General features: G+C 56.0%; 19 protein-coding genes and 1 riboswitch. Of the genes, 6 read left to right on the top strand and 13 right to left on the bottom strand.

Features of this window, described 5'->3' with window-relative positions; all coding sequences use genetic code 11:
- Positions 1-41: 41 nt before the first annotated feature.
- Both rapA and WN53_RS11915 read right to left on the bottom strand, forming a co-directional pair.
- Positions 42-2,948, bottom strand: a complete 2,907-nt coding sequence (gene rapA / locus WN53_RS11910) for an RNA polymerase-associated protein RapA (RefSeq protein WP_024483551.1) — start codon at positions 2,946-2,948, stop codon at positions 42-44.
- Positions 2,949-3,304: 356 nt separating this feature from the next.
- Positions 3,305-5,671 carry a DNA polymerase II gene (locus tag WN53_RS11915; protein ID WP_024483550.1) on the bottom strand — a complete coding sequence of 789 codons (2,367 nt, stop codon included), beginning with the start codon at positions 5,669-5,671 and terminating at the stop codon, positions 3,305-3,307.
- Positions 5,672-5,841: 170 nt separating this feature from the next.
- Here WN53_RS11915 and WN53_RS11920 point away from each other — a divergent pair, with 170 nt between their 5' ends.
- A complete protein-coding gene (locus WN53_RS11920; protein WP_024483549.1) occupies positions 5,842-6,609 on the top strand; it encodes a DedA family protein in 768 nt (255 codons plus the stop codon).
- Between the two features lie 401 nt (positions 6,610-7,010).
- Positions 7,011-7,091, top strand: coding sequence for a damage-inducible type I toxin DinQ (dinQ, locus tag WN53_RS28405; protein ID WP_166735140.1), 81 nt, complete (start codon positions 7,011-7,013; stop codon positions 7,089-7,091).
- Between the two features lie 66 nt (positions 7,092-7,157).
- Here the strand turns inward: dinQ and ilvN are convergent, their stop codons facing one another.
- The 7 genes from ilvN to sgrR all read right to left on the bottom strand — a co-directional run bounded on the left by ilvN (position 7,158) and on the right by sgrR (position 14,597).
- A complete protein-coding gene (gene ilvN, locus WN53_RS11925; protein ID WP_021179286.1) occupies positions 7,158-7,451 on the bottom strand; it encodes an acetolactate synthase small subunit in 294 nt (97 codons plus the stop codon).
- Between the two features lie 3 nt (positions 7,452-7,454).
- Positions 7,455-9,149, bottom strand: coding sequence for an acetolactate synthase large subunit (ilvB, locus tag WN53_RS11930; protein ID WP_024483548.1), 1,695 nt, complete (start codon positions 9,147-9,149; stop codon positions 7,455-7,457).
- Between the two features lie 110 nt (positions 9,150-9,259).
- Complete coding sequence (gene ivbL, locus WN53_RS28410; RefSeq protein ID WP_193569011.1) at positions 9,260-9,373, bottom strand: ilvB operon leader peptide IvbL; 114 nt, start codon at positions 9,371-9,373, stop codon at positions 9,260-9,262.
- A gap of 89 nt (positions 9,374-9,462) precedes the next feature.
- Entirely contained in the window at positions 9,463-10,167 is a 705-nt protein-coding gene (thiQ, locus tag WN53_RS11935; protein ID WP_024483547.1) for a thiamine ABC transporter ATP-binding protein ThiQ, read from the bottom strand.
- Positions 10,154-11,761 carry a thiamine/thiamine pyrophosphate ABC transporter permease ThiP gene (gene thiP, locus WN53_RS11940; RefSeq protein WP_024483546.1) on the bottom strand — a complete coding sequence of 536 codons (1,608 nt, stop codon included), beginning with the start codon at positions 11,759-11,761 and terminating at the stop codon, positions 10,154-10,156. Before thiP ends, thiQ begins: the two co-directional genes overlap by 14 nt.
- Complete coding sequence (thiB, locus tag WN53_RS11945; RefSeq protein ID WP_024483545.1) at positions 11,737-12,723, bottom strand: thiamine ABC transporter substrate binding subunit; 987 nt, start codon at positions 12,721-12,723, stop codon at positions 11,737-11,739. The genes thiP and thiB overlap by 25 nt, the downstream gene beginning before the upstream one ends.
- A gap of 56 nt (positions 12,724-12,779) precedes the next feature.
- Positions 12,780-12,898, bottom strand: a riboswitch (TPP riboswitch).
- A 37-nt stretch (positions 12,899-12,935) separates the two neighbouring features.
- Positions 12,936-14,597: an HTH-type transcriptional regulator SgrR gene (sgrR, locus tag WN53_RS11950; RefSeq protein WP_024483544.1), complete on the bottom strand. Its 1,662-nt coding sequence runs from the start codon at positions 14,595-14,597 to the stop codon at positions 12,936-12,938.
- A 92-nt stretch (positions 14,598-14,689) separates the two neighbouring features.
- Here sgrR and sgrT point away from each other — a divergent pair, with 92 nt between their 5' ends.
- The 3 genes from sgrT (at position 14,690) to WN53_RS11960 (ending at position 17,816) form a co-directional block, all read left to right on the top strand.
- The gene (gene sgrT, locus WN53_RS27270) at positions 14,690-14,863 is read left to right on the top strand and encodes a glucose uptake inhibitor SgrT (protein WP_071784940.1); all 174 of its coding nucleotides are present in this window, start codon (positions 14,690-14,692) and stop codon (positions 14,861-14,863) included.
- 149 nt (positions 14,864-15,012) lie between these two features.
- On the top strand, positions 15,013-16,200 hold the full coding sequence (locus WN53_RS11955) for a sugar efflux transporter (RefSeq protein ID WP_024483543.1): 1,188 nt from the start codon (positions 15,013-15,015) through the stop codon (positions 16,198-16,200).
- Between the two features lie 143 nt (positions 16,201-16,343).
- Positions 16,344-17,816: a DASS family sodium-coupled anion symporter gene (locus WN53_RS11960; RefSeq protein WP_024483542.1), complete on the top strand. Its 1,473-nt coding sequence runs from the start codon at positions 16,344-16,346 to the stop codon at positions 17,814-17,816.
- A gap of 48 nt (positions 17,817-17,864) precedes the next feature.
- On the opposite strand, the gene leuD is transcribed toward WN53_RS11960, so the two are convergent.
- The 4 genes from leuD to leuA are packed head-to-tail and all read right to left on the bottom strand — an operon-like array spanning position 17,865 to position 22,550.
- Complete coding sequence (leuD, locus tag WN53_RS11965; protein ID WP_024483541.1) at positions 17,865-18,467, bottom strand: 3-isopropylmalate dehydratase small subunit; 603 nt, start codon at positions 18,465-18,467, stop codon at positions 17,865-17,867.
- An 11-nt stretch (positions 18,468-18,478) separates the two neighbouring features.
- Positions 18,479-19,879, bottom strand: coding sequence for a 3-isopropylmalate dehydratase large subunit (leuC, locus tag WN53_RS11970; RefSeq protein WP_024483540.1), 1,401 nt, complete (start codon positions 19,877-19,879; stop codon positions 18,479-18,481).
- A gap of 2 nt (positions 19,880-19,881) precedes the next feature.
- Positions 19,882-20,973: a 3-isopropylmalate dehydrogenase gene (leuB, locus tag WN53_RS11975; protein ID WP_024483539.1), complete on the bottom strand. Its 1,092-nt coding sequence runs from the start codon at positions 20,971-20,973 to the stop codon at positions 19,882-19,884.
- A gap of 2 nt (positions 20,974-20,975) precedes the next feature.
- Positions 20,976-22,550: a 2-isopropylmalate synthase gene (gene leuA / locus WN53_RS11980; protein ID WP_021179308.1), complete on the bottom strand. Its 1,575-nt coding sequence runs from the start codon at positions 22,548-22,550 to the stop codon at positions 20,976-20,978.
- A 917-nt stretch (positions 22,551-23,467) separates the two neighbouring features.
- On the opposite strand from leuA, the gene leuO reads away from it, so the two are divergent.
- The gene (leuO, locus tag WN53_RS11985; protein ID WP_024483538.1) at positions 23,468-24,415 is read left to right on the top strand and encodes a transcriptional regulator LeuO; all 948 of its coding nucleotides are present in this window, start codon (positions 23,468-23,470) and stop codon (positions 24,413-24,415) included.
- The last annotated feature ends 319 nt before the right edge of the window (positions 24,416-24,734 follow it).

Genomic DNA, 24,734 nt, shown 5'->3' on the forward strand with positions numbered 1-24,734 from the left:
AGAAGGGCAAACCGGGGAGCCTTGGCTCCCCGTTAAGTGGATCACTGGTGCGTCACCACGACCAGGCGAATAGCATCCAGCCGCCATCCCGCTTCGTTGAGGTTAATCAGCACCTGCTTGCGGTTGAACTCCAGCGCTTCGACTTCGTCATCACGGATATTCGGGTTAACCGCTTTCAGGGCTTCCAGACGTGCCAGCTCGGTGCTCAGCTTGTCATCGGCCTCTTGCTTGGCCTGTTCGATCAGGGCGCGCGCCTGTTCTTCCACCAGGCTTTCTGCCTGTTGCAGCATCACGTGCACTTCTTGCTGCACTGCGTTGACCAGCTTGCTGGACGTGTGGCGATTGACCGCGTTCAGTTGGCGGTTAAAGCTTTCAAACTCGACCTGTGCCGCCAGGTTGGTTCCCTTGCGATCCATCAACATGCGGATCGGCGTTGGCGGCAGGAAGCGGGTCAGCTGCAGGTGTTTAGGGGCCTGGGCTTCAACCACATACACCAGTTCGACCAGCAGGGTGCCCACCGGCAGCGCCTTGTTTTTCAACAGGGAAACTGCACAGCTCCCGGTATCGCCGGAGAGGATCAGATCCAGCCCGTTGCGGATAATCGGGTGTTCCCAACTGACAAACTGGGCATCTTCACGCGACAGCGCCTGCTCGCGATCGAACGTCACGGTGCAGCCATCCTGCGGCAGCCCCGGGAAGTCCGGTACCAGCATATGGTCGGATGGGGTTAGGACGATCAGGTTGTCGCTGCGGTCTTCCTGATTGATGCCGACGATATCGAACAGGTTGAGCGCAAAGCTCACCAGGTTAACGTCGTTGTCCTGTGCCGCAATGGCTTCCGCCAGCGCCTGCGCTTTGTCACCGCCGTTGGAGTGCATTTCCAGCAGACGGTCACGGCCCTGTTCCAGCTGCGTTTTCAGCTGTTTGTGCTGCTGGTTACAGGCATGGATAAACTCGTCCAGACCTTCCTGCTCGGTAGGGGCGGCCAGGTAGCCAATCAGTTGCTCGTAGCAGCTGTCATAAATCGGCCGGCCGGTTGGACAGGTGTGCTCGAAGGCATCCAGCCCTTCATGGAACCAGCGGCCCAGCACGGCCTGAGCGGTGTTTTCCAGGTACGGCACCATGATCTGGATGTCGTGCATCTGGCCAATACGATCCAGACGGCCAATACGCTGTTCCAGCAGATCCGGGTTGAACGGCAGATCGAACATCACCATCTGGCTGGCAAACTGGAAGTTACGCCCTTCCGAACCGATTTCGGAGCACAGCAGTACCTGCGCGCCTTCTTCCTGTGAAGCGAAGTAGGCGGCGGCGCGATCGCGTTCGATAATGCTCAGCCCTTCGTGGAACACGGCGGCACGGATCGCTTCGCGCTCACGCAGCACCTGCTCCAGTTGCAGAGCGGTCGCTGCCTGGGCGCAAATCACTAATACTTTCTCATGACGGTTGGCGACCAGATAATCCAGCAGCCACTCAACGCGCGGATCGAAGTTCCACCAGGTTGCATTCTCCCCTTCGAACTCCTGATAAATCTGTTCTGGGTAGAGCATGTCGCGGGCGCGGGCTTCGACGGTTTTCTTGGCGCTCATGATGCCGGACACCTTGATCGCTGTCTGATATTGCGTTGGCAACGGCAGTTTGATCTGGTGCAGGTGGCGACGTGGGAAGCCTTTTACGCCGTTACGGGTATTACGGAACAGCACGCGGCTGGTGCCGTGGCGATCCATCAGCATGGTGACCAGTTCCTGGCGTGCCTGCTCGCTGTTGTCGGTATCGCTGTTGGCCGCTTTCAGCAGGGGTTCAATGTCCTGCTCGTCGATCAGCTCACCCAGCAGGTTCAGCTTGTCATCCGCCAGGCGCTCGCCGCTCAGCAGCAGCGTCACCGCATCGGCTACCGGACGGTATTTCTGCTGATCGGTGACAAACTCCTGGTAGTCATGGAAACGGCTGGGATCCAGCAGGCGCAAGCGGGCAAAGTGGCTTTGCTGGCCAAGCTGCTCCGGGGTTGCCGTCAACAACAGTACGCCCGGGATGTGTTCCGCCAACTGTTCAATCACCTGATATTCACGGCTCGGCGCGTCTTCGCTCCAGGCGAGGTGGTGAGCTTCGTCTACCACCAGCAGATCCCAGTGGGCATCGGCCAACTGCTCAAGGCGCTGTTTGTTGCGACGCACGAAATCCAGCGAGCAGATCACCAACTGTTCGGTTTCGAACGGGTTGCTGCTGTCGAGCATCGCTTCGGAATAGCGGCTATCGTCAAACAGTGAGAAATAGAGGTTGAAGCGACGCATCATTTCAACCAGCCACTGGTGTTGCAGGGTTTCCGGCACCACGATCAGCACGCGTTCGGCGCGGCCAGCCAGCAGTTGTTGATGAATAATCATCCCGGCTTCGATGGTTTTACCCAGGCCCACTTCATCGGCCAACAGAACTCGCGGCGCATGGCGCTGGCCGACTTCGTAGGCGATATGCAATTGGTGCGGGATCAGGCTGGCGCGCATACCACGCAGGCCAGCGAACGGCAGGCGATACTGTTCGCTCTGGTATTTGCGGGCGCGGAAACGCAGCGCAAAGCGATCCATGCGGTCAATCTGACCGGCAAACAGGCGGTCTTGCGGTTTACTGAAGGTCAGCTTACTGTCCAGCAGCACCTCACGCATAGCGACGCCGCTTTCCTGGGTGTCCAGACGCGTGCCGATATAGGTCAACAGACCGTTATCCTCTTTGACTTCCTCCACCTGCAACTGCCAGCCTTCGTGGTTGCTGATGGTGTCGCCCGGGTTAAACATCACGCGGGTGATTGGCGAGTCGTTTCTGGCATAGAGGCGGTTTTCACCGGTTGCGGGGAAAAGCAGGGTGACCATGCGCACGTCCAGTGCGACCACGGTTCCCAGTCCCAATTCGCTTTCCGTATCGCTGATCCAGCGTTGACCAAGTGTAAAAGGCATAGTTTGTCGGCTCGATTCTTATTAAGTAAGTCTTGCTACCCGGCAGATAAGCCAAGGGTAACCTGTTTCAACCGCTTGCTATTCCCGGCATCTTGCCTGCCACCGCGTTGTTACCGGTTGGCGAGCTTTATTTTCATTTAGCGGGTAATAGCCTGTTACGCCAGACGTCTGGTGACGGCATGGCGACAACGATGTTGTGAATAGTGGTTCAGAATTTGGGAAGGGCGCTATGGTAATGGAAGGCGGCGCATTCGTCACCTGTAAAACCCGATGATTTTTTCTTCCCAAATGCCGACTAACATCAGTAAAAAGAAAGGGTTTCCCCATGGGGTGGTATTACCCCCTGCTTTGACCGCTCAGAACAGGCCTATCTGCCTGGTTACCAACGCCGAAAAATCGTCGTACAGGAAGGGAAGTATAGCGTCTGCCACCGGTTGCAGCTGGCGTTCGAGATAATGATCGTAATCGATCGCGGATTGCCGGGTTTCCAGCGGCTCTGGCCCGGCTAGCGTCATTACATAGCTGATCCAGCCACCGTTCTGATATTGCAGCGGCCGCCCCTGTTGACGATTATAGTCATCGGCCAGCCGGGCTGCTCGGGCGTGTGGCGGGACATTGCGTTGATAGTCGTCCAGCTTGCGCCGCAGGCGTTTGCGGTAGACCAGCCGGTCGTCAAATTCGCCGTTCAGCGTTTTGGCCACGTAATCGCGCACAAAGTCCTGATAGGGCTGGCGCTTGAAGATGCGTTGATAGAGCTGCTGCTGAAACTGCTGTGCCAGCGGGGTCCAGTCGGTGCGTACCGTTTCCAATCCTTTATACACCATCTCTTCACTGCCGTCCGGTTTGCTGATCAACCCGGCGTAGCGTTTTTTGCTGCCCTGCTCGGCACCGCGGATGGTGGGCATTAAAAAGCGGGAATAGTGGGTTTCAAACTCCAGCTCCAGCGCATTTTCCAGCCCATATTGCTGTTGCAGATGCTGTTGCCACCATTGATTGACATGATCGAGCAGCTCGCGGCCAATCTCGGCGGCCTGCTGTTCACTGTGGGCCTTTTTCAGCCAGACAAAGGTCGAGTCCGTATCGCCGTAGATCACCTGGTAACCTTTAGCTTCGATCAACTCCCGCGTCTGGCGCATGATCTCGTGGCCGCGCAGGGTGATCGACGAGGCCAATCTGGGATCGAAGAAGCGACAGCCGCTCGATCCCAGCACGCCGTAGAACGCATTCATGATGATCTTGAGCGCCTGCGATAGCGGTTTGTTATTGTGGCGTTTGGCCGCTTCGCGCCCCTGCCAGATTTGGCGAACAATCTCGGGAAGGCAGTGTTTGGTGCGGGAAAAGCGAGCCTGGCGAAAACCCGGCACTGAGTGTTCATCATCCGGGTGCTGCATACCTTCTACCAGCCCAACGGGATCGATCAGGAAGGTGCGGATGATCGACGGATACAGGCTTTTGTAATCCAGTACCAGCACCGAATCATACAGACCGGGCTGTGAATCCATCACAAAGCCGCCGGGGCTGTGTTCTTCCGGCAACTCCCCAAGGTTAGGAGCCACATAGCCCTGGCGATGCATGCGCGGGATATAAAGGTGGTTGAAGGCCGCTACCGAACCGCCGCTGCGATCGACCGCCAAGCCGGTCACGGTGGCGCGCTCGAGCAGGAAGGTCAAAAGTTCGGTTTTGGCGAAAATACGCGTCACCAGCTCGCAGTCTTTTAGGTTATAGCGGGCCAGGGCGGGTTTATCTTCGGCAAAACGACGGTCTATTTCTGCCATCCGCTGGTAAGGGTTGTCGATTGATTTTCCTTCCCCAAGTAGCGTTTGCGCCACATATTCCAGGCTGAAGGACGGGAAGTTCCAGGTGGCCGATTTCAGCGCCTCGATACCGTCGATAATCAATCGTCCGGAGGCCGAGGCGAAGAAGTGGTTTTGCTTAAAGCCGTGCTCGCGCCATTCCAACAGGTTACCGCCACGGCCAAAGCGCAGGGGGATCTGATAACGCTCGGCGTGTTTCTGCAGCACCCGCAGATCGAACTGCACCAGGTTCCAGCCAATGATAGCGTCGGGATCGTGCTGCTCCAGCCATTGGTTCAGGCGTTCCAGCAACTGTGGGCGGCTGTTGCAGTATTCCAGCTCGAAATCCAGCGCTTCAGTGCCGCCGTTGGCCGGGCCGAGCATATACACTTGGCGTTGGCCACAGCCTTCCAGCGCGATGGAGTAAAGCTCGCCATGGGCGGTGGTTTCGATATCCAGTGATACCAGCTTTAACGTGGGGCGGTAGTCTGGGGCAGGCTTCATCTGGCCGTTGAGCCACAGGCCATGACCGTCGGGTTGGCCGTTGAACCACACCGGGGCGGTGATAAAGCGCTCCATCAGATAGCGTTCCGGCGGGCGGATATCAGCCTCAAACACGTTGACGCCGCCCTCTTTGAGCAGTTTTTCCAGCTTGATCAACTGACGATGCTGGCGGCAATAAAGGCCCATCACCGGACGGGAGTGGAAATCCTGCAGCGGCAAGGGTTTCAGCTCGACATGACGCTCTTCACGCAGCAGCAACTCTGCCCGCTGACGCTGTTCGGCGGGAATGAATGCCACGGAGGTCTGTGGGGCCAGCCGTAGCCGCTGTGGCCCGCTATCGGTTGCCAGCCAGAACTCAACTTCGGTCCCGGCGGGTGTATCACGCCAATGGCGAGTGAGTAAGAAACCCTGTTGTAGAGATGTCACTAGTTCCTGAGCATCGATGATCTATAGATGTTTATAGTATGGGTTTTTATACAGTAATTGTCTATTATTGGCCGGATTGGCTAAATCTACATACAATTCAACGATTGACTCCCCCTGGCCCGCGCCGGACAATCCTTCGCCCATACGTTTAGCTTACCAACAGAGGTTTAATGGAAGCCTATTTACAGCAGTTGATCACCCAGTCATTGGCTTTCACCCTGGTGGTGGTCATGTTGGTGGCGTTCCTGGAGTCGCTGGCGTTGGTCGGTTTGTTATTGCCGGGCACGGTGATGATGGCCAGCATTGGTGCACTGATCGGCAGCGGACAGGTGGACTTTTATATGGCCTGGGGGGCGGGCATTGTCGGTTGTCTGCTGGGGGATTGGATCTCCTACTTTATCGGCCGGGCTTTCAAGGGGCCGCTGCACCGTTGGTCGTACCTGAAAAAGAACAAGGCGATGTTGGATAAAACCGAGCATGCGCTGCATCAGCACAGTATCGTTACGATTTTGATCGGCCGTTTTGTTGGCCCGACGCGCCCGCTGGTGCCGATGGTAGCTGGCATGCTCGATCTGCCTCCCTACAAATTTGCCCTGCCGAATATCATCGGTTGCCTGACCTGGCCACCGGTCTATTTCTTTCCCGGCATTCTGGCGGGAGTCGCGATCGATATTCCTGCCAGCGCCAACAGCGCGTTGTTCAAATGGCTGTTGTTTGGCGTGGTGGTACTGTTGTGGCTGGCAGCTTGGCTGAGTTGGCGCTGGTGGCGTGAAGGAAAGCGCAGTGCCGATAAGCTGACGCGCTGGCTAACGCCGAGGCGGCTGCGGTTGGCCTGTATTGCGAGCTGGGTAGGGGCGCTGGTATGTTTCTATTATATGCATCAGCAGGCGTTGATGCCGGTATATCGACACCTACTGTGGAAAGTGCTGGCGGGCTGACGCTAAAATTTGGGCATAAAAAAACCGACTGGTGAGGTCGGTTTTTTTATTTCCCGGGCTGGAGTTGGTCACTCTGACCGGATGAGACAGCACCCATCTAACGGAATCGATTTTATCGTCGATCGCCCTCAATGTCAAAAACGCAGAAATCGGAAATCTGTTATGTCGCGCCCTGAATTGGTTAAGATATAATCAGCTGGTTAGCTCTGCTGCTGTCTTTACTTCGGTATGCGCATGTACACATTCAAGTCCTGGTCGGGTGTACGGATGGTGCCGTTATCCGGCGCTCTGGCCGGAGTGAGACTGCACCCATCTAACAACTGAGTGCTGCGCTGTGACAGGCAATGTAAGGATAAGCGGCGGTGGCTCACTCCATGTTATGGAGAAAACGGGTGATTGATATTGATAAGGCAATCATCGTTCTTGGGGCGCTGATCGCGTTACTGGAACTGATCCGTTATGTGCTTCAGTTACTGAACTGATAACGGAAACGTAGCTAAGGCCGGGGGCTAACCACTTCCCGGCCTTTAACATTCAGCCGCGAAAGCTTACTGGAAGAAAGCCTCCAACTGCTCAAACACCCGCATATCTTCGTTATGGCGTTTCACCTGTAATACATCCTCCAGCTTTTCAACCTGGCTAATCATCTGCACCAGGCGCTGATCGTCGGCTACCAATAGCCAAATGCGGCTCTGGGTCCCATCTTTCAGCGGCATACACAAAATACCTTCCACGTTAAAGGCACGGCGGGCAAACAGGCCGCAAACGTGGGTCATTACGCCCGGATGGTTCCGTACCGCCAACTCCAGGATCACCTGTGGATTCTTTTGTAGTGATTGCATGGCTTATTCTCCAATCATTTCGATGTTGGCGGCACCCGGTGGCACCATTGGGTAGACTTTTTCGTTGATATCGATCAGCGCGTGGATCAGGCAAGGGCCAGGGCGTTGGATCGCTGCCAGCAGCGCAGCCTGTGGATCTGCCTCGGCATTCAAATCGCAGGTGTCCAGGCCAAAACCGGCGGCAATTTTCAGGAAATCGGTACGCTTTGGATAGGTGGCGGCAAAGATATGCTGTTGATAGAACAGCGTCTGCTGCTGGTGTACCAATCCCAAGGCCTGGTTGTTCATCAGGATGATTTTCACATCCAGATTATGTTCAACGGCGGTCGCCATCTCCTGAATATTCATCATCAGGCTACCGTCACCGGAGAAACACAGTACCTTGCGCTGAGGCTCTGCCAGTGCAGCACCAATCGCAGCAGGCAAACCAAAGCCCATGGTGCCCAAACCGCCGGAGGTCAGCCACTGGCGCGGGCGGCTCAGCGGATAAGCCTGGGCTACCCACATCTGATGCTGGCCTACATCGGTGGTGATAATGGCGCTTTCGTCCACGCAGCGTGCTGCGGCTTTAACCAGCCCGTAATGGCTCAATGGATCTGCCACGTTTGGCATGTTGATCGGGAATTCACGCTTCAGATCGTTAACGGTGTTCATCCATTCGGTACGCGGCTGCGCTTCGATCATCGGTAACAGCTGTTGCAGTACCTGGCCGACGTCGGCATGGATGGCAATATTGGCTTGTTTAACCTTGCCCAGTTCGGCACGGTCGATATCCACGTGGATAATTTTGGCGTTCGGGCAGAATTGCTCGGTTTTACCTATTGCCCGGTCGTCGAAGCGGGCGCCCAGCACGATCAGCAGGTCGGCTTCTTGCAGGATAAAGTTGGTGCTGCGTGCTGCATGCATCCCCAACATGCCTAATGACAACGGGTGTTCTACTGGCATTGCGCCCAATGCCATCAGCGTCATGGTGGTTGGCAGGTTGGAGCGCTCGGCCATTTCCAGCGCCGGTTTATGGGCTTCAGCGCAGATAATGCCGCCGCCCAGATACAGAATAGGGCGCTTGGCCTGATTGATCATGGCCGCGGCCTGTTCGACCTGCTTGCTATCAAAGGCCGGTGGGGCGTCTGGTACGGCCATTGGCGGTAACAAATCCCATTCAATTTCGGCGGTTTGCACGTCTTTCGGGATGTCGATCCACACCGGGCCTGGGCGGCCAGATTCGGCAATGCGGAACGCGTCGCAGATCACCTGCGGCAGATCGCTGATATCACGGACCAGGTGGTTGTATTTGGTGATTGGGATGGAAATACCGTAGGTATCCACTTCCTGGAAGGCATCGGTGCCGATCATTGAGGAAGATACCTGGCCGGTGATGCAGACCAGCGGGATCGAATCGAGCTTGGCGTCGGCAATGGCGGTCACCAGATTGGTGGCTCCCGGGCCGCTGGAAGCGATACAGACCGCCGCCTTGCCGTTGGTACGTGCCATGCCCTGCGCCATAAAACCGGCCCCTTGCTCGTGGCGGGCCAGCACGTGCTGGATGACGGTGCTTTGGCTCAGAGCATCGTACAGCGGCAGCGCTGCGCCACCGGGAATGCCTGCAATAGTGGTGATACCCTGACGCTCCAGCAGATGCACGATCAGCTGTGCGCCGGTAATACGTTGGCCTTGGTGTGGCGTGCCCGAAGTTGCCATGTGCCTATCCTTTTCTCTGGGCCGGTTAGCTTTTCTGGGCAGGGGGACTAAAACAAGAAACCCCGCCCGGTTTGCGCCGGCGGGGTTTGGGAATCGCGTTGATTCGGACCCTACGGCGCGTTGCCGACGACCACCACCACACGCACGACGACCACCGCGGCTGGTAGCGCGGTTGTTAGTAGGGTCGAGGTCAGCGAGGATGCGATCACAGGGAGCCTTATCATCAGTAGTAAAAAAACAGAATTTTATAAAACCACAGGTGCAAAATTCGCACAACAGGTTTATTGGTTCAGCATAAAAAACGCGTGGTAGATCACGGTTTAACCGGAATACCCAACACCTTGGCTTCCGGTGCACTACCGCTTACCAACGCCTGTGTCGGGCCGTCGTAATAAATCCGGCCATCCACGACCAGCAAGGTACGCGGAGCGATGCGGGCGGCATCCTCCAGATTGTGTGAAACCATCAGCAGCGTGAGTTGGCGCTGGTCGCAGACGTTTTGCAGCAGTTGCAGCATCTCACTGCGCAGTGCCGGATCGAGTGCAGAGAAAGGTTCGTCGAGCAGTAGGATCGGCTGCTGGCGGATCAGGCAACGCGCCAAGGCTGCCCGTTGCCGTTGCCCGCCGGAAAGCTGTGACGGCAGGCGCTGCAGATGCCCCTCCAATCCGACCTGTTGGGCAATCTGTGCCAGTTGTTCCTGCTGTGCGGCGGTTAGGCGCAGCCCAGGATCCAGCCCCAGGCCGATGTTTTGCCTGACCGTCAGGTGGGCAAACAGGTTGTTTTCCTGAAACAGCATCGACACCGGGCGTTTGGCAGGTGGTGAAGCGGTATGATCGCTACCGTTGAGCCACAGTTTGCCGCTGGCCGCCGGTAGAAAACCGGCGATCAGGCTGAGCAAGGTACTTTTGCCTGCGCCGCTAGGGCCCAGCACCGCAACGTGTTCTCCCGGCTGAATGCGCAGGTCAAAACGCATCGGCAGGTGTTCGTACAGATAGGTCAGTTTTTCAAGCGTCAGCATGGCGGCCCGGTAAACGTTCAATCAGGGTAAACAGCAGGAAACAGAGCAGCAGTAGCAGCAGGGCGGTCACGGCCCCGTCGTTGCTGCGATATGCGCCAATCTGCTGATAGAGATAAAAAGGCAGAGTACGGAACTGCTCATTGCCGAACAGTGCTACCACGCCGAAATCGCCAATCGACAGCACGCAGGCAAAGGCCAGTGCTTGCGCCAGCGGGCGTTGCAGCGCTTTCAGCTCGATCCAGCGCAACCGCTGCCAGCCGTGGATATCCAGCGACAAGCATAGCGGATTATAACGCTCGGCCAGATCGCGCATCGGATTTTCCAGCACTTTCAGCGCGTAGGGTATCGCCATCAACGCATTGGTGAGGATCACCAGCGCATAAGGCGACTGCGGCAGCCCAGTGGTATCGCTCAGCAGCAGGAAGAAACCGGTAGCCAGCACAATACCCGGCATCGCCAGGATCACCATGCCGCTCAGTTCCAGCGTTTGGCCCCAGGCGGCCCGTTGCCGCAGCTTCAGTTCACGGCTGCTCCATAGCAGCATCATGGTCAATACCACGCACAAAATTCCCGCACCGAGAGCGATGCGCAGCGAGGTGAAAAGAGCCTGCCAGAGAATTGGCTGTTGCAGCACGGTGACCAGCGTTTGGTTGGCACCGTCGATGATCACCGCCAGCAACGGGGGCAACAGCAGTAATAGCGCTGCGGCAATGAATAGCGTATCGCTAAGGCGCCGCCCCAGGCTGTCCTGCGGATCGCGCCAGCGCTGGGCGTGGGTATGGCCAACCGGCAGCGCCTGGCTCAAACGCTGGCTGAGTACTACCAGCCCCAGGCAGCAAGCCAGTTGGATCAGCGCCAGCAGCGCAGCGCGGCTGAGATCGTAGTCGTAACTCAAGGCCTGATAGATCGCCAGCTCTATGGTGGTGGCCTGTGGCCCGCCGCCCAACGACAGCACGGTTGCAAAGCTGGCAAAACACAGCATAAACACCAGTGCGCCGCTGGGCAGGATCTGGCGGCGTAACGCAGGCCATTCCACAAAGCGGAACTGCTGCCAGCCGTTCATCCCCAGCTGTGCGGCCAGTTGTCGCTGCTCGGTGGGAATGTTCTCCAGCGCCTGTAGCAGCAGGCGGGTGGCCAGAGGCATATTAAAGAACAGATGTGCCAGCAGAATACCTTGCAGGCCATAAGGCGAAAAACTGTAGTTCACGCCCAGCCAACCACACAGCGTTGCCAGCCAGCCTTGCCTGCCGTAGACGCTCAGCATGCCAAACACCGCCACCAGCACCGGCAGCACCAGCGTCATGGCGCACAGGCGCAGCAGCAGGTTGCGGCCAGGGAAGCGCCGCCGGTACAGTGCCCTGGCCAACCAGATGGCAGGCACCACCGAGATTACGGCGGAGAGTAGCGCCTGCCAAAAGGTAAAGCGCACCACGTGCCACAGGTAGCTGTCTTGCCACAGGCTGCGCCAATCGCTCTCGGGCGCATGACGCCACAGCGAGCCCATGGCCGCCAACGCGATCAACAGGATCAGACCGGCGGCCATCAGCCCCGGCCATAACCAGCGGGGGATCAGTGGCTGACGGCGGTTTGCCATGCTCGGATCCAGTTACCACGCTGTTGTGCCACTTCCTCGGCGCTGAATTGCAATGCCGTTTGCGGCACGGTCATCTGTTCGAAACCGGCGGGCAGTTCCGTCTTGATCACCGGGTACATCCAGTTGCCAGTGGGAATGGTGTTCTGGAAGGCCGGGGAGACCATAAACTGCATGAAGCGTTCGGCCAGTTCTGGCTGTTTGCTGGCCTTTAGCTTGCCAGCGACTTCGATTTGCAGGTAGTGGCCTTCACTGAAGTTGGCCGCCGCATAGAGGTCTTTTTTCTCTTCGATCAGATGGTAGGCGGGGGAGGTGGTGTAGCTCAGTACCATGTCGCCTTCCCCTTTCAGGAACAGGCCGTAGGCTTCACTCCAACCTTTGGTCACGGTGACGGTTTTCTTCGCCAACTGTTGCCAGGCAAGCGGTGCCTCGTCGCCATACACTTTCTGCATCCAGAGCAGCAGGCCAAGGCCAGGAGTGCTGGTGCGTGGATCCTGATAGATGATCTTCAGGGGGCGATCGCTGCTCACCAACTCTTTCAGGCTGGTCGGCGGGTTCTTCAGCTTGTCTTTGTTGTAGACGAAAGCAAAGTAGCCATAGTCGTAGGGAACGAAAGTCTGGTTGTGCCAACCACCGGGAACCGTGAGCTTGCTAGTATCGACTTGGCTGGCGGAGAACAGATCGGTTTGCTGCGCGGCTTGCAGCAGGTTGTTGTCCAGGCCCAAAACCACGTCGGCGGCGCTGTTCTTGCCTTCCATTCTCAGGCGATTGAGTAACGACACGCCGTCTTCCAGCGCCACGAATTTCAATTCGCAGTCACATTCGGCCTCAAAGGCTTTTTTTATCACCGGGCCTGGGCCCCAGTCGGCAGCGAAAGAGTCGTAGGTGTAGACCGTCAGCGTTGGCTTGGCCAGGACGGGCATCGCCGCTAGCAGTAATAAACAGGGCAGGTATTTTTTGACCACTTTGCACTCCTAATAATAAAGGGGCAAAGGTATCTGAGGACTGGGTTAACAAGGGTTAACGCGCCATGCTCAAATCCCTCCGCCGGTATTGACCGGATCAGGTTCGACGGGTGTGCTCTCAGCGGAAAACCGTTGGCCAAAAATTGGCGGGTTCTCCGCACCCCGTTGAGTCGGCGCTATTGTAGAGGCTTAGCGGCGTGGGTGAAAGGCGATTATGCTTCCGGCGGCGCAAACCAGGCAGATTTAAAATCGAACCAGCCGAGAGTATTCATCCGAACCCCACGCATGCTGCGTTGACCATGCAGTTGCAGCCAGTGGTGGAATAACGGATGCAACTGATGGCTGCTGACCAGGCGCTGGCAAAACTCGGCCATGGACAGGCTATTTTCCCGCCACTGAGCGGCATCCTGCGCGATATCCTCCGTCAGACAGTGTTGGATCAACGGTAGTTCATACAACGTGGCAAACAGAGAAAACTCCAGCGGCAGGGTGAAGTTGGCGCTGCCTAACCACAGATCGCTTTGTGCTTTGCCCTTATGCCAGGCTTCATAATCCACAACCTGCACATTGAGTTTGATGCCCTGCTCGGCCAGTAGAGAGGCGATAGCCTGCTTGATCGCATGGAACTCGGAGTGTTCGCTGTAGAAGGTCAGAGTCAATTCTGTTAAGCCTGCAGGCTTGGGCTGCTGCCCCAATACGCGGTTATGCAACCAGCGCGGGAGAATGCCATAGGCCGGAGCCCAGTAACGCTGGTAGAGCGGCCCGGCGTGGCTCAGCAGCGCGATCGGGTTGATCAGTTCGCTTAGCCAACTGCGGATTTCCGGATCGGCCGCCAGTGCCGAACGCTGGTCGAATAGCAGAAAATAACAGCCTTCTTCCAGGCGGCTTTCCAGCTCGTTCCTACCGGTATCATCCCCCTGCAGCTGGACGCCGGAGTGCGCCAGCTCTTCGGTGATTTCCGGTAATACCCAGATGTTGACCTCATCGATCAGGGCACGATAGCCAAAGTAGTCGTCAAAGGCATGGATTTTCATCTGGCTTTGGTTGTTGTGTATCACGCGATAGGGGCCGGTGCCGATCGGATGGCGAGCAAAGTCCGGCAAACTCTGCCATTCGCGCGGCAGGATCATGGCATGTACGCTACTCAGCAGCCAGGGCAGCCAGTAGTCCGGCGTGTGCAGATGCACATCGATGACATAGGGCGTAGGCGAGTCGATCCTGTCGATATGTGAAAATAGCGGTTGTGGGATCAGGCGATTGAGCGAATGGATCACATCTTCCATTTCCAGCTCACGGCCATGGTGAAAATGGATCGCCGGACGTAGATAAAAGCGCCAGTGCAAAGGGGTGATCGTTTGCCAATGATGCGAAAGATCCGGATCCAGTTCCCCGTTTTCCTCGTTTACCCGCGTCAGGCCGTTGAAAATCTGTCTTGCCAGGTGGGTTTCTGAACGGCGCAGTGCCGAGCCGGGCAACAGGTTGTAAAGCTGACGATAGTAAAGCACGCGCAGGATATGTTTCCCCTGGCGGAAGCTACGCCCCAGCTGGGAAAGCAGCATTTGGCGCACCACGTCTTTATCGCCCACCAGTTGGACCAGTTGGTCGATGCGATCCTGTTCCAGCAGTTCCTCGGCGCGTTGTTGTTGCAGTGCCAATCCGGTGTAATGAAAGCTGAGCTGCGAACGCTTACCCCGGCCGGATTCGGCCTGCCAGGTCAGCCAGCCCTCGTGCTGCATGGCTCCCAGTAGCGAACGAACGTGGCGGCGGGAACAACTGAGCACCTCCGCCAACTCTTGCAGCGTGGTTTCGGTGGTTCGGCCATGGCAGCGTTGCCACAGGCGGATGAACTGTTGTTGCAGGCGTGAGGTGGACATAAAAGAGGAACTCTCTGGCATCAAGTCGTCAATTTATCTTTCCCTATATTACGCCGATAATGAGGGCAGTTGAATCAGCGGAGGGATAACAAATGACGGTTCTGTTAACTAAACAGTTTTATCAGCGTTATTTCACCGCGATCCGCCGCCAGCAGGCAGATTGGCTGCGGGTGGTACCTGAACAGGCGCGGCTGGAGATGCTGGCCCACTTGACCCAGTGGGACATCGCCACGCTGAGCGACAAGCAATACCGTGAGCGTATCTGACGTTCACCGCAAAAGTGTTTCTGAGTAATGGTGCTTTTCACCAGCCAGTGGGGTAACACCCACTGGCATTTTTATCTGCCGTCTTTACTTCCTTCGGCAATTTTCCTTCTGTAGCATAGCCTTCTTTATTTCTGGATAGGGATATCGCCATGAGTTTCAGACGCTGGTTGCCGCGCCGTTTTAATCCCGTTTTTGCCGCCTTCCTGCTGATAGCCTTCCTGACCGGCATTGCCGGAGCACTGCAAGCTCCCACGCTGAGCCTGTTTTTGACCACCGAGGTAAAGGTGCGCCCGCTATGGGTGGGTATGTTCTATACCGTGAATGCCATCGCCGGGATTGCCGTCAGCTTCCTGTTGGCCAAGCGCTCGGATACCCGTGGGGATCGGCGCAAGCTGATCCTGGTGTGCTGTGCCATGGCGGTGGGCAATAGCCTGTTGTTTGCGTTCAACCGTGATTATCTGACCTTGATCACTGCTGGTGTATTGCTGGCCGCGATTGCCAATACCGCCATGCCGCAGATTTTTGCCCTGGCGCGTGAGTATGCGGACAGCTCGGCACGTGAAGTAGTGATGTTCAGTTCGGTGATGCGCGCTCAGCTTTCACTGGCCTGGGTGATCGGCCCGCCGCTGTCGTTTATGCTGGCACTGAACTACGGCTTTACCGTGATGTTTATAATTGCGGCGGGGATTTTTGTCGTCAGCGTGCTGCTGGTGTGGCTGATATTGCCTTCGGTGCCCCGTGCCAACGTTGAGATCAGCGTAGATTCTCCGCCTATCGCGCCAATCAGCGCCTGGCGCGATCCCGATGTGCGCCTGCTGTTTGTGGCTTCGATGCTGATGTGGACCTGCAACACCATGTATATCATCGATATGCCACTGTATATCACTGCCGACCTGGGCTTGCCAGAACGGCTGGCAGGTTGGCTGATGGGGACCGCCGCCGGGCTGGAAATTCCGGCTATGCTGCTGGCGGGTTATTACGTCAAACGCTTTGGCAAACGCAATATGATGCTGTTTGCGGTGGCGGCAGGCGTACTGTTTTATGCCGGGTTGGTGCTGTTCAAGTTCCAGTCGGCCCTGATGGTATTGCAGTTGTTCAATGCGGTGTTTATTGGCATCGTTGCCGGGATCGGCATGTTGTATTTTCAGGATCTGATGCCGGGGCGGCCCGGTGCCGCGACCACTATGTTTACCAACAGCATTTCGACCGGAGTGATCCTGGCCGGTGTACTGCAAGGCGCGCTGGTGGAAAACTTTGGGCACTATGCGGTTTACTACCTGATTACCCTGCTTGCCATCCTGGCGCTGTGGATGTGTGCCAAAGTTCGCGAAGTGTGAGCTGTAACACCCGGTTAGTTGATACATATCATTGAGAAAACTGCTCCATTCTCACTAAGATAAACGGACTCAGAGCGTGAGCTTCACGCTCTTATCCATCTTGCTATTGAGATGCCGATCCCGTTGATAAAAGTGGGTATGTTATGGATAAACTAACGCCGCTCAAACCTGTTCCCTCCCTCTGTGCCGTTATCGTCGCTCTGCTGATCTGGTTTGTGATCCCTGTTCCCGAAGGGGTGGCACCGAATGCCTGGCATTTGCTGGCGCTGTTTATTGGGACCATCATTGCCATTATCGGCAAGGCGATGCCGATCGGCGCCGTATCCATCATTGCCATTGCGCTGGTGGCCGTGACCGGAGTGACCAACCCTGGCAAGCCGGGGGCCGCGCTGGACGATGCACTGAGTGGGTTCTCCAATCAACTCATCTGGTTGATCGGTTTCTCGATCATGATCTCCCTGAGCCTGAATAAAACCGGCCTGGGATCGCGCATTGGCTACTACTTTATCTCGCTGTTTGGCAAAAAAACGCTGGGGATCGCCTATGCGTTAACCCTGGCGGAAACCGTGCTGGCCCCGGTGACGCCGAGTAATACCGCCCGTGGCGGCGGGATCATTCACCCGATAATGAAATCGATAGCGGACAGCTTTGGCTCCAAGCCCGAGCTGAATACCTCCGGCAAGATTGGCCGCTATCTCTCGCTGGTGAACTACAACATCAACCCGATCACCTCGGCGATGTTTATCACCGCAACTGCGCCTAACCCGCTGATTGTCAATCTGATCGCCAAAGGGGCCGGTTCCGAGTTCGAACTCACCTGGGGCATGTGGGCGGTAGCGGCGCTGGTACCGGCAATCTGTTCGTTGATCGTCATGCCGCTGGTGGTTTATCTGCTGTATCCACCGGAAATCAAAAGCACCCCAGATGCGCCACTGTTTGCGAAAGATAAACTGCAAACTCTGGGGCGGATAACCCTGCCAGAGAAAATCACGCTGGGCGTGTTTGCCCTGTTGCTGGTGCTGTGGGCCGGGGTTCCGGCGATGATTTTTGGCCCCGCACTGGCGGTTAACCCAACGACGGCTGCGGTGATTGGTTTGGCGATCCTGCTGGCAACCGGCGTACTGAGCTGGGACGACGTGCTGAAGCACAAAGGGGCCTGGGATACCGTGGTCTGGTTTGCCGCCTTGGTGATGATGGCGACCTTCCTCGGCAAACTGGGCCTGATTGCCTGGCTGTCACAAACGGTAGGTTCGGGTATCGATCATATGGGGATGAGCTGGGTCGGGGGGACCATTCTGCTAACGCTCGTCTATCTCTATTCGCATTACTTCTTCGCCAGTACCACCGCGCACGTGACCGCCATGTTCGCCGCGTTCTTTGCCGCAGGTATTGCCCTTGGTGCGCCTCCGGCTCTGCTTGGCCTGATCCTGGCCTTCTCGTCTTCACTGATGATGTCGTTAACCCATTATGCCACCGGTACCGCGCCGATCATCTTTGGATCGGGCTATGCCACCCTGGGGGAATGGTGGAAAACCGGCTTTATCATGAGTGTAGTCAACCTGCTGATCTGGGCACTGATCGGGGGAGTATGGTGGAAGTGGCTGGGTTATTGGTGATTTAGAAGAAATCTAGAAGGGCGCAGCGAGCTGCGCCCCTAAGTGATATCAGTTCAGAAACGCCGGTTGCTGCGCCTCGTAGCGGGAAATTTCCGCTTCGTGCTGCAACGTCAGGCCAATGCTGTCCAAACCGTTAATCATGCAGTGGCGGCGGAAGCTGTCGATCTCAAACGGGTAGCTTTTGCCCCCGGCATTCACCGTCTGGTTTTCCAGATCGACCACAAACTCCGTGCCTTCGTGCTCTGCCACTAACTTAAACAGCGTATCCACATCCTGCTCGCTCAGCGTGACCGGCAGCAGCTGGTTGTTGAACGAGTTGCCGTAAAAGATATCCGCAAAGCTTGGTGCAATCACCACCTTGAAGCCGTAATCGGTCAGTGCCCATGGTGCGTGCTCACGGGATGAGCCACAGCCAAAGTTTTCCCGGGCTAACAGGATGCTGGCCCCTTTATAGCGCGGAAGGTTCAGCACAAACTCAGGATTTGGCTGCTGACCCGCATCGTCCAGGAAGCGCCAGTCGTTGAACAGGTGCTGGCCGAAACCGGTGCGGGTGACTTTCTGCAGAAACTGCTTAGGGATAATGGCGTCGGTATCGACGTTGGCCGCGTCCAGAGGCACCACTAAGCCGGTATGTTGAGTAAATTTAGCCACGCTGGTGCTCCTTAGTGCAATTCACGGATGTCGGCAAAATGGCCGGTAACGGCAGCAGCGGCGGCCATCGCCGGGCTGACCAGATGGGTACGCCCACCCCGGCCCTGACGCCCTTCGAAGTTACGGTTGCTGGTTGAGGCACAGCGTTCGCCAGGGTTCAGACGGTCGTTGTTCATTGCCAGGCACATGGAGCAGCCTGGCAGACGCCATTCGAAACCGGCTTCGATAAAGATCTTGTCCAGACCTTCCTCTTCCGCCTGCGCTTTCACCGGGCCGGAGCCAGGCACCACAATCGCCTGCACGCCTGCGGCCACTTTACGGCCTTTGGCAATGGCGGCGGCTGCGCGCAGATCTTCGATGCGTGAATTGGTGCAAGAGCCGATAAACACTTTGTCGATTGCGACGTCAGTCAGTTTGATGCCGGGTTTCAGATCCATATAGGCCAACGCTTTTTCAGCCGAGGCACGTTCCACCGGATCGCTAAAGGAATCAGGGGTTGGGATCGCCTGATCGACCGCGATAACCTGCCCAGGGTTGGTGCCCCAGGTCACCTGTGGTGCGATATCTTCCGCCCGCAGGGTGATGGTGGTATCAAATTTGGCTTCGGCGTCGGACTTCATGGTGCGCCAGTAGGCCACGGCCTGCTCCCAGTTTTCCCCGGTAGGAGCGAACTGGCGGCCTTTCAGGTAATTGAAGGTGGTGTCGTCTGGCGCAACCAGGCCCGCTTTGGCACCCATCTCAATCGCCATGTTGCACAGCGTCATGCGGCCTTCCATGCTCAACGCTTCGATAGCTTTGCCACAGAATTCAACGACGTGGCCAGTACCGCCAGCGCTGCCGCTTTTGCCGATCACGGCCAGCACGATATCTTTGGCGGTGATACCTTCTGCGGCATCGCCGGTGACTTCAATCTTCATCGTCTTGGCGCGGCCCTGCTTCAGGGTTTGGGTTGCCAGCACGTGTTCCACTTCCGAAGTACCGATACCGAACGCCAGCGAGCCAAAGGCACCGTGCGTGGCGGTATGGGAGTCGCCACAGACGATGGTCATGCCCGGCAGCGTCATGCCTTGCTCAGGGCCGATAACGTGCACAATGCCCTGGAAGGGGTGGTTCAGGTCATACAGTGAGACGCCGAACTCTGCGCAGTTCTTGATCAGCTCCTGCATCTGAATGCGGGCCATCTCGCCGCTGGCGTTGATGTCTTTGGTCTGGGTCGAAACGTTGTGATCCATGGTGGCAAAGGTCTTGCCCGGTTGACGCACTTTGCGCCCCATGGCACGCAGGCCGTCGAAGGCCTGTGGGGAGGTCACTTCATGCACCAGATGACGATCGATGTACAGCAGCGGCGTCTCGTTTGGCGCTTCATGCACTACGTGGGCATCGTATAATTTCTGATATAAGGTCTTGGCCATGATTACGCCCCCTCAGCCACGAAACGGGCAATGATATCGCCCATTTCATTGGTGCCGATAGCTTTGCCGGCACCTGCCAGATCGGCGGTACGGTAGCCCTGCTCCAACGCCTGATTAATGGCGCGCTCGATCGCATCTGCGGCTTCATCGGCGCCCAGGCTGTAACGCAGCAGCAGGGTGGCAGACAGAATTTGCGCGATCGGGTTGGCAATGTTTTTGCCCGCGATGTCAGGTGCTGAACCACCGGCGGGTTCGTACAGGCCAAAGCCTTGTTCGTTCAGGCTGGCAGAAGGCAGCATGCCCATCGAGCCGGTGATCATGGCGCATTCGTCCGACAGGATGTCGCCGAACAGGTTGGAGCACAGCAACACGTCGAACTGGGACGGGTCTTTGATTAACTGCATGGTGGCGTTGTCGATATACATATGCGACAGCGACACGTCCGGATAGTCCTTGGCGACCTGAGTCACGACTTCACGCCACAGGATGGAGCTTTGCAACACGTTGGCTTTATCAATCGAGGTGACGATATTGCGGCGTTTGCGGGCGGACTCGAAGGCGATACGGGCGATGCGTTCGATCTCAAAGCGGTGGTAGACCTCGGTATCAAAGGCGCGCTCATGCATGCCCTGGCCTTCACGGCCTTTGGGTTGGCCGAAGTAAATACCGCCGGTTAACTCACGTACGCACAGAATGTCGAAGCCACGTGCGGCAATATCGGCACGCAGTGGGCAAAAATCTTCCAGCCCTTGGTACAGGCGGGCAGGGCGCAGGTTGCTGAACAGTTTGAAGTGCTTACGCAGCGGCAGCAGCGCACCACGCTCCGGCTGCTCTGCCGGTGGCAGGTGCTCCCATTTGGGGCCGCCCACCGAGCCGAACAGGATGGCATCGGCCTGCTCGCAGCCGGCAACGGTCGCTGCGGGTAATGGGGTGCTGTGGCGATCGATGGCAATGCCACCGACGTCATATTCACTGGTAGTGATGCGGATACCAAAGCGTTGGCGCACTGCATCTAACACTTTATGGGCCTGAGCCATTACTTCCGGGCCGATCCCGTCTCCGGGCAAGACGGCAATGTGGTAAGTCTTAGTCATGTTCACACCGTTTCCTGATTATTTTGATGTTTGGTTTGCTGCAAGCGCTGCTTTTCTTTTTCTACTTGCTGAGAGCGCCAGATATTATTCAATACGTGGATCATCGCCTTGGCAGAGGATTCCACAATATCGGTTGCCAGGCCCACGCCATGGAAGCGGCGGCCATTGTAAGACACCACGATATCAACCTGACCCAGCGCGTCGCGGCCCTGGCCCTTGGCGGTCAGTTGGTATTTCACCAGCTCAATCGGGTAGTCGGTAATACGGTTGATGGCTTGATAAACTGCATCGACCGGACCGTTGCCCGTGGCGGCTTCGGACTTCTCTTCGTCGCCACATTTCAGTTTGACCGAGGCGGTAGCCATAATGCTGCTGCCAGACTGCACGCTGAAGTATTCCAGGCTGAAATGCTCAGGCTCTTCCTGCTGCTTGTTGATAAATGCCAGGGCTTCCAAATCGTAGTCAAACACCTGGCCTTTCTTGTCGGCCAGCTTCAGGAAAGCCGCATACAACACGTCCAGATTGTAATCCTGCTCCTTGTAGCCCATCTCTTCCATGCGGTGTTTTACCGCCGCGCGGCCGGAACGGGAGGTCAGGTTCAACTGGACATCTTTCAGACCGATGGTCTGTGGGGTCATGATTTCGTAGTTCTCGCGGTTTTTCAGCACGCCGTCCTGGTGGATACCGGAAGAGTGAGCGAAGGCGTTGGAACCGACGATGGCCTTGTTGGCCGGGATGGGCATATTGCACAGTTGGCTGACCAACTGGCTGGTACGGTAGATTTCCTGATGATTGATATTGGTGTGCACCTGCATAAAGTCCTGACGGACCTTGATGGCCATGATCACTTCTTCCAGTGAACAGTTACCGGCACGTTCGCCGATGCCGTTCAAGGTGCCTTCTACCTGGCGGGCACCGGCCTGGACGGCTGCGATAGAGTTACCCACGGCCATGCCCAAATCGTCGTGGCAGTGGACAGAGATAATTGCCTTATCAATATTAGGCACGCGGTCGTACAGCGTAGTGATGATGCCGCCGAACTGGTTGGGCGTGGTGTAGCCAACGGTATCAGGGATATTAATGGTAGTGGCACCGGCGTTGATGGCGGCTTCTACCACGCGGCACAGATTATCAATGGGGGTACGGCCAGCGTCTTCACAGGAGAACTCTACGTCATCGGTATAGTTACGGGCGCGTTTCACGGAGCGCACTGCCATTTCCAGCACCTGATCGAAAGAGCGTTTCAATTTGGATTCGATATGCAGGGTGGAGGTGGCCAGGAAGACGTGAATACGGAAGGCCTCGGCCACGCGTAATGCTTCGGCAGCGACGTCAATGTCGTTATCAACACAGCGTGCCAGACCACAAACGCGGCTGTTTTTGATCTGGCGGGCAATGGTCTGTACCGACTCAAAGTCCCCAGGGGAGGAGACTGGGAAGCCGACTTCCATTACATCGACACCCATTCTTTCCAGCGCCATGGCGATCTGGATTTTTTCTTTAACGCTCAGGCTCGCCTGCAGCGCCTGTTCACCATCACGCAATGTGGTATCGAAAATAATGACTTGTTGGCTCATCGTGTTGTTCCTTGTCGTGTTTGTTTCACGCTAAGCGGGTAAAAAAAAACCCGCGCAGTAGCGCGGGTTTTGCAGATGATGGGCTGAATCAGCTTTGAACCCCGTCCACCAGCGTACCGCGCACATAAGATGCGTTTAGTAGTAGGCCTAGTAGACGGTGGGTACGGATCATGGCGGTCAGCTTCTCTAAAATTGTTTCGTTGCCTAATTTGATACTTTATTGGCCGGGGCATGTCAACACCTGATTAAAACAGGGGTATTGAAAAGCGTGGTGCCAGCGGGGATGGCGCCAGTTGGAAACTCGGTAAAACTCCCTAGGGTCAGCGCTAAATCCGCAGGTGATCGGGGTTTTATTAGCATAAATGGTTTGAAAGTGGCGCTGTCGCATTGATTAACAACACTACACGGTTAACATTTATCGTTGGCGCAAAAAAGCAGCAGACATGGTTTGATGGGATGCTGACGTTGCGGGTTTGGTATTCATGGTGTCAATTTGTTGTCTTTATTCTATTCGTTATTCGTATTCTTAGTGCTGAACTGAGCGGCTACAATCAATTAAGTGATGCTAAAGAGACCTATTTTGCTTTTGCATGATTGTCCATTAACTCATTTTATGGTCTGATCCAGAGGTTGATGGGGCCAACAGGTATCCATAACTCAGGTGTTTTGCCTGCCAATTTTGTTTGTATGCCATCTGCGAGTTGCGAACCGATGTGCCAAGGCTACCTAACGACGAGCAATGCCTAATATGCACCGCTGTGACATATTTTTATAGGATGATGCCCGATTGCTATCTTACAAGGGTAGTCAAAAGGGATAACTAATTTCGCTGTGTGGGAATAACGTAGCGTGTCTTTTCCCGTTATTCCCCTGCGCGCTAGCGAGATTATCTACATGGGACTTAGTGGAGTTTGGATATGTCCGAATATAATTCAGGAACTGTCTTGAGGAAAGAAAACGGTGATATTCATTTGCGCAGTGTGGATCTTAATTTACTCACTGTTTTTGATGCAGTTATGCAGATGCAGAATATTACCAAGGCGGCAAATTCCTTAGGGATGTCGCAGCCGGCGGTCAGCAATGCCGTATCGCGTTTGAAGATCATGTTCAACGACGAGCTGTTTGTCCGCTTCGGCCGTGGCATTCAGCCTACCATGCGCGCCCGCCAACTTTTTGGCCCGGTACGCCAGGCACTGCAGCTGGTACAAAATGAGCTGCCAGGCGCTGGCTTTGATGCCCTGAGCAGCGAACGCCTCTTTGTGCTTTCTATCTGCAGCCCGCTAGATATTCGTCTGACAGCCAAAATAATCAACAACGTCAAGAGCATGGCTCCCAACGTGCAGATACAGACCAAGTCTTACATGAGCACTAACATCGAGCATCAGTTACGCTATCAGGAGACCGAGTTTGTTATTGGCTATAGCCGCCTTGAACATCCCGAGTTTCAGGACATTGCCTTATTCGATGATGAATTGACCCTGGTTGCCGCGCAGTCTCACCCACGCCTGGTGGGTACCATTAGCCAGAAACAGATGCTGGCGGAGCAGCATGCCGTCATCGCATTAGAGCGTTTTTGTTCCTTTAGCAAACCCTACTATCTGGACGAAACCCTACAACGCAGTGTCACCCAGCAATGTACCGACCTGTTCAGCGTATTGAATCTAGTTGCCATGACCGAGATGGTAGCAATCGCTCCACGTTGGTTTGCCCAGCAGCACGCGCAAGCCTTGCAGCTAAAATTAATTCCGCTGCCCTGGGAGAGAAAAACCGCCACCTGTTATCTCTCCTGGCATGAGTCTGCCGAGCGTGATGAAGGCCATCAGTGGATGAAGTCTGTACTTAGCCAAGCGGGTGTATTGCGCTAATTAGTGATTTATTGGCCCAGCGCGCTTTCGAGTGCGTCGGGTTGATAATGGATAGCGCGAAACAATAATAAGAATAGGCTCAATAAAAACTAAGATAATTCCGGTTAATAACACCGTGGGAAATATCATTGACCCACGAGGGTTAATTAATTTGAGCGGGTGAAACTCTATTCTGCTCCAAACGATACTGTCGCTATTTTAACCTGCCACCTCTCCCTTCTGGTCGTCGATCCCACTTTGTCTGTTTGGCGTAAACCTTTTGCACTCCCCTTTGTCCAAGATCAAGAGAAATGAGCACAAGCGCGTTTTGGCTCACACT

Source organism: Serratia fonticola (genome assembly GCF_001006005.1).
GTDB classification, from domain to species: Bacteria; Pseudomonadota; Gammaproteobacteria; order Enterobacterales; family Enterobacteriaceae; genus Chania; species Chania fonticola.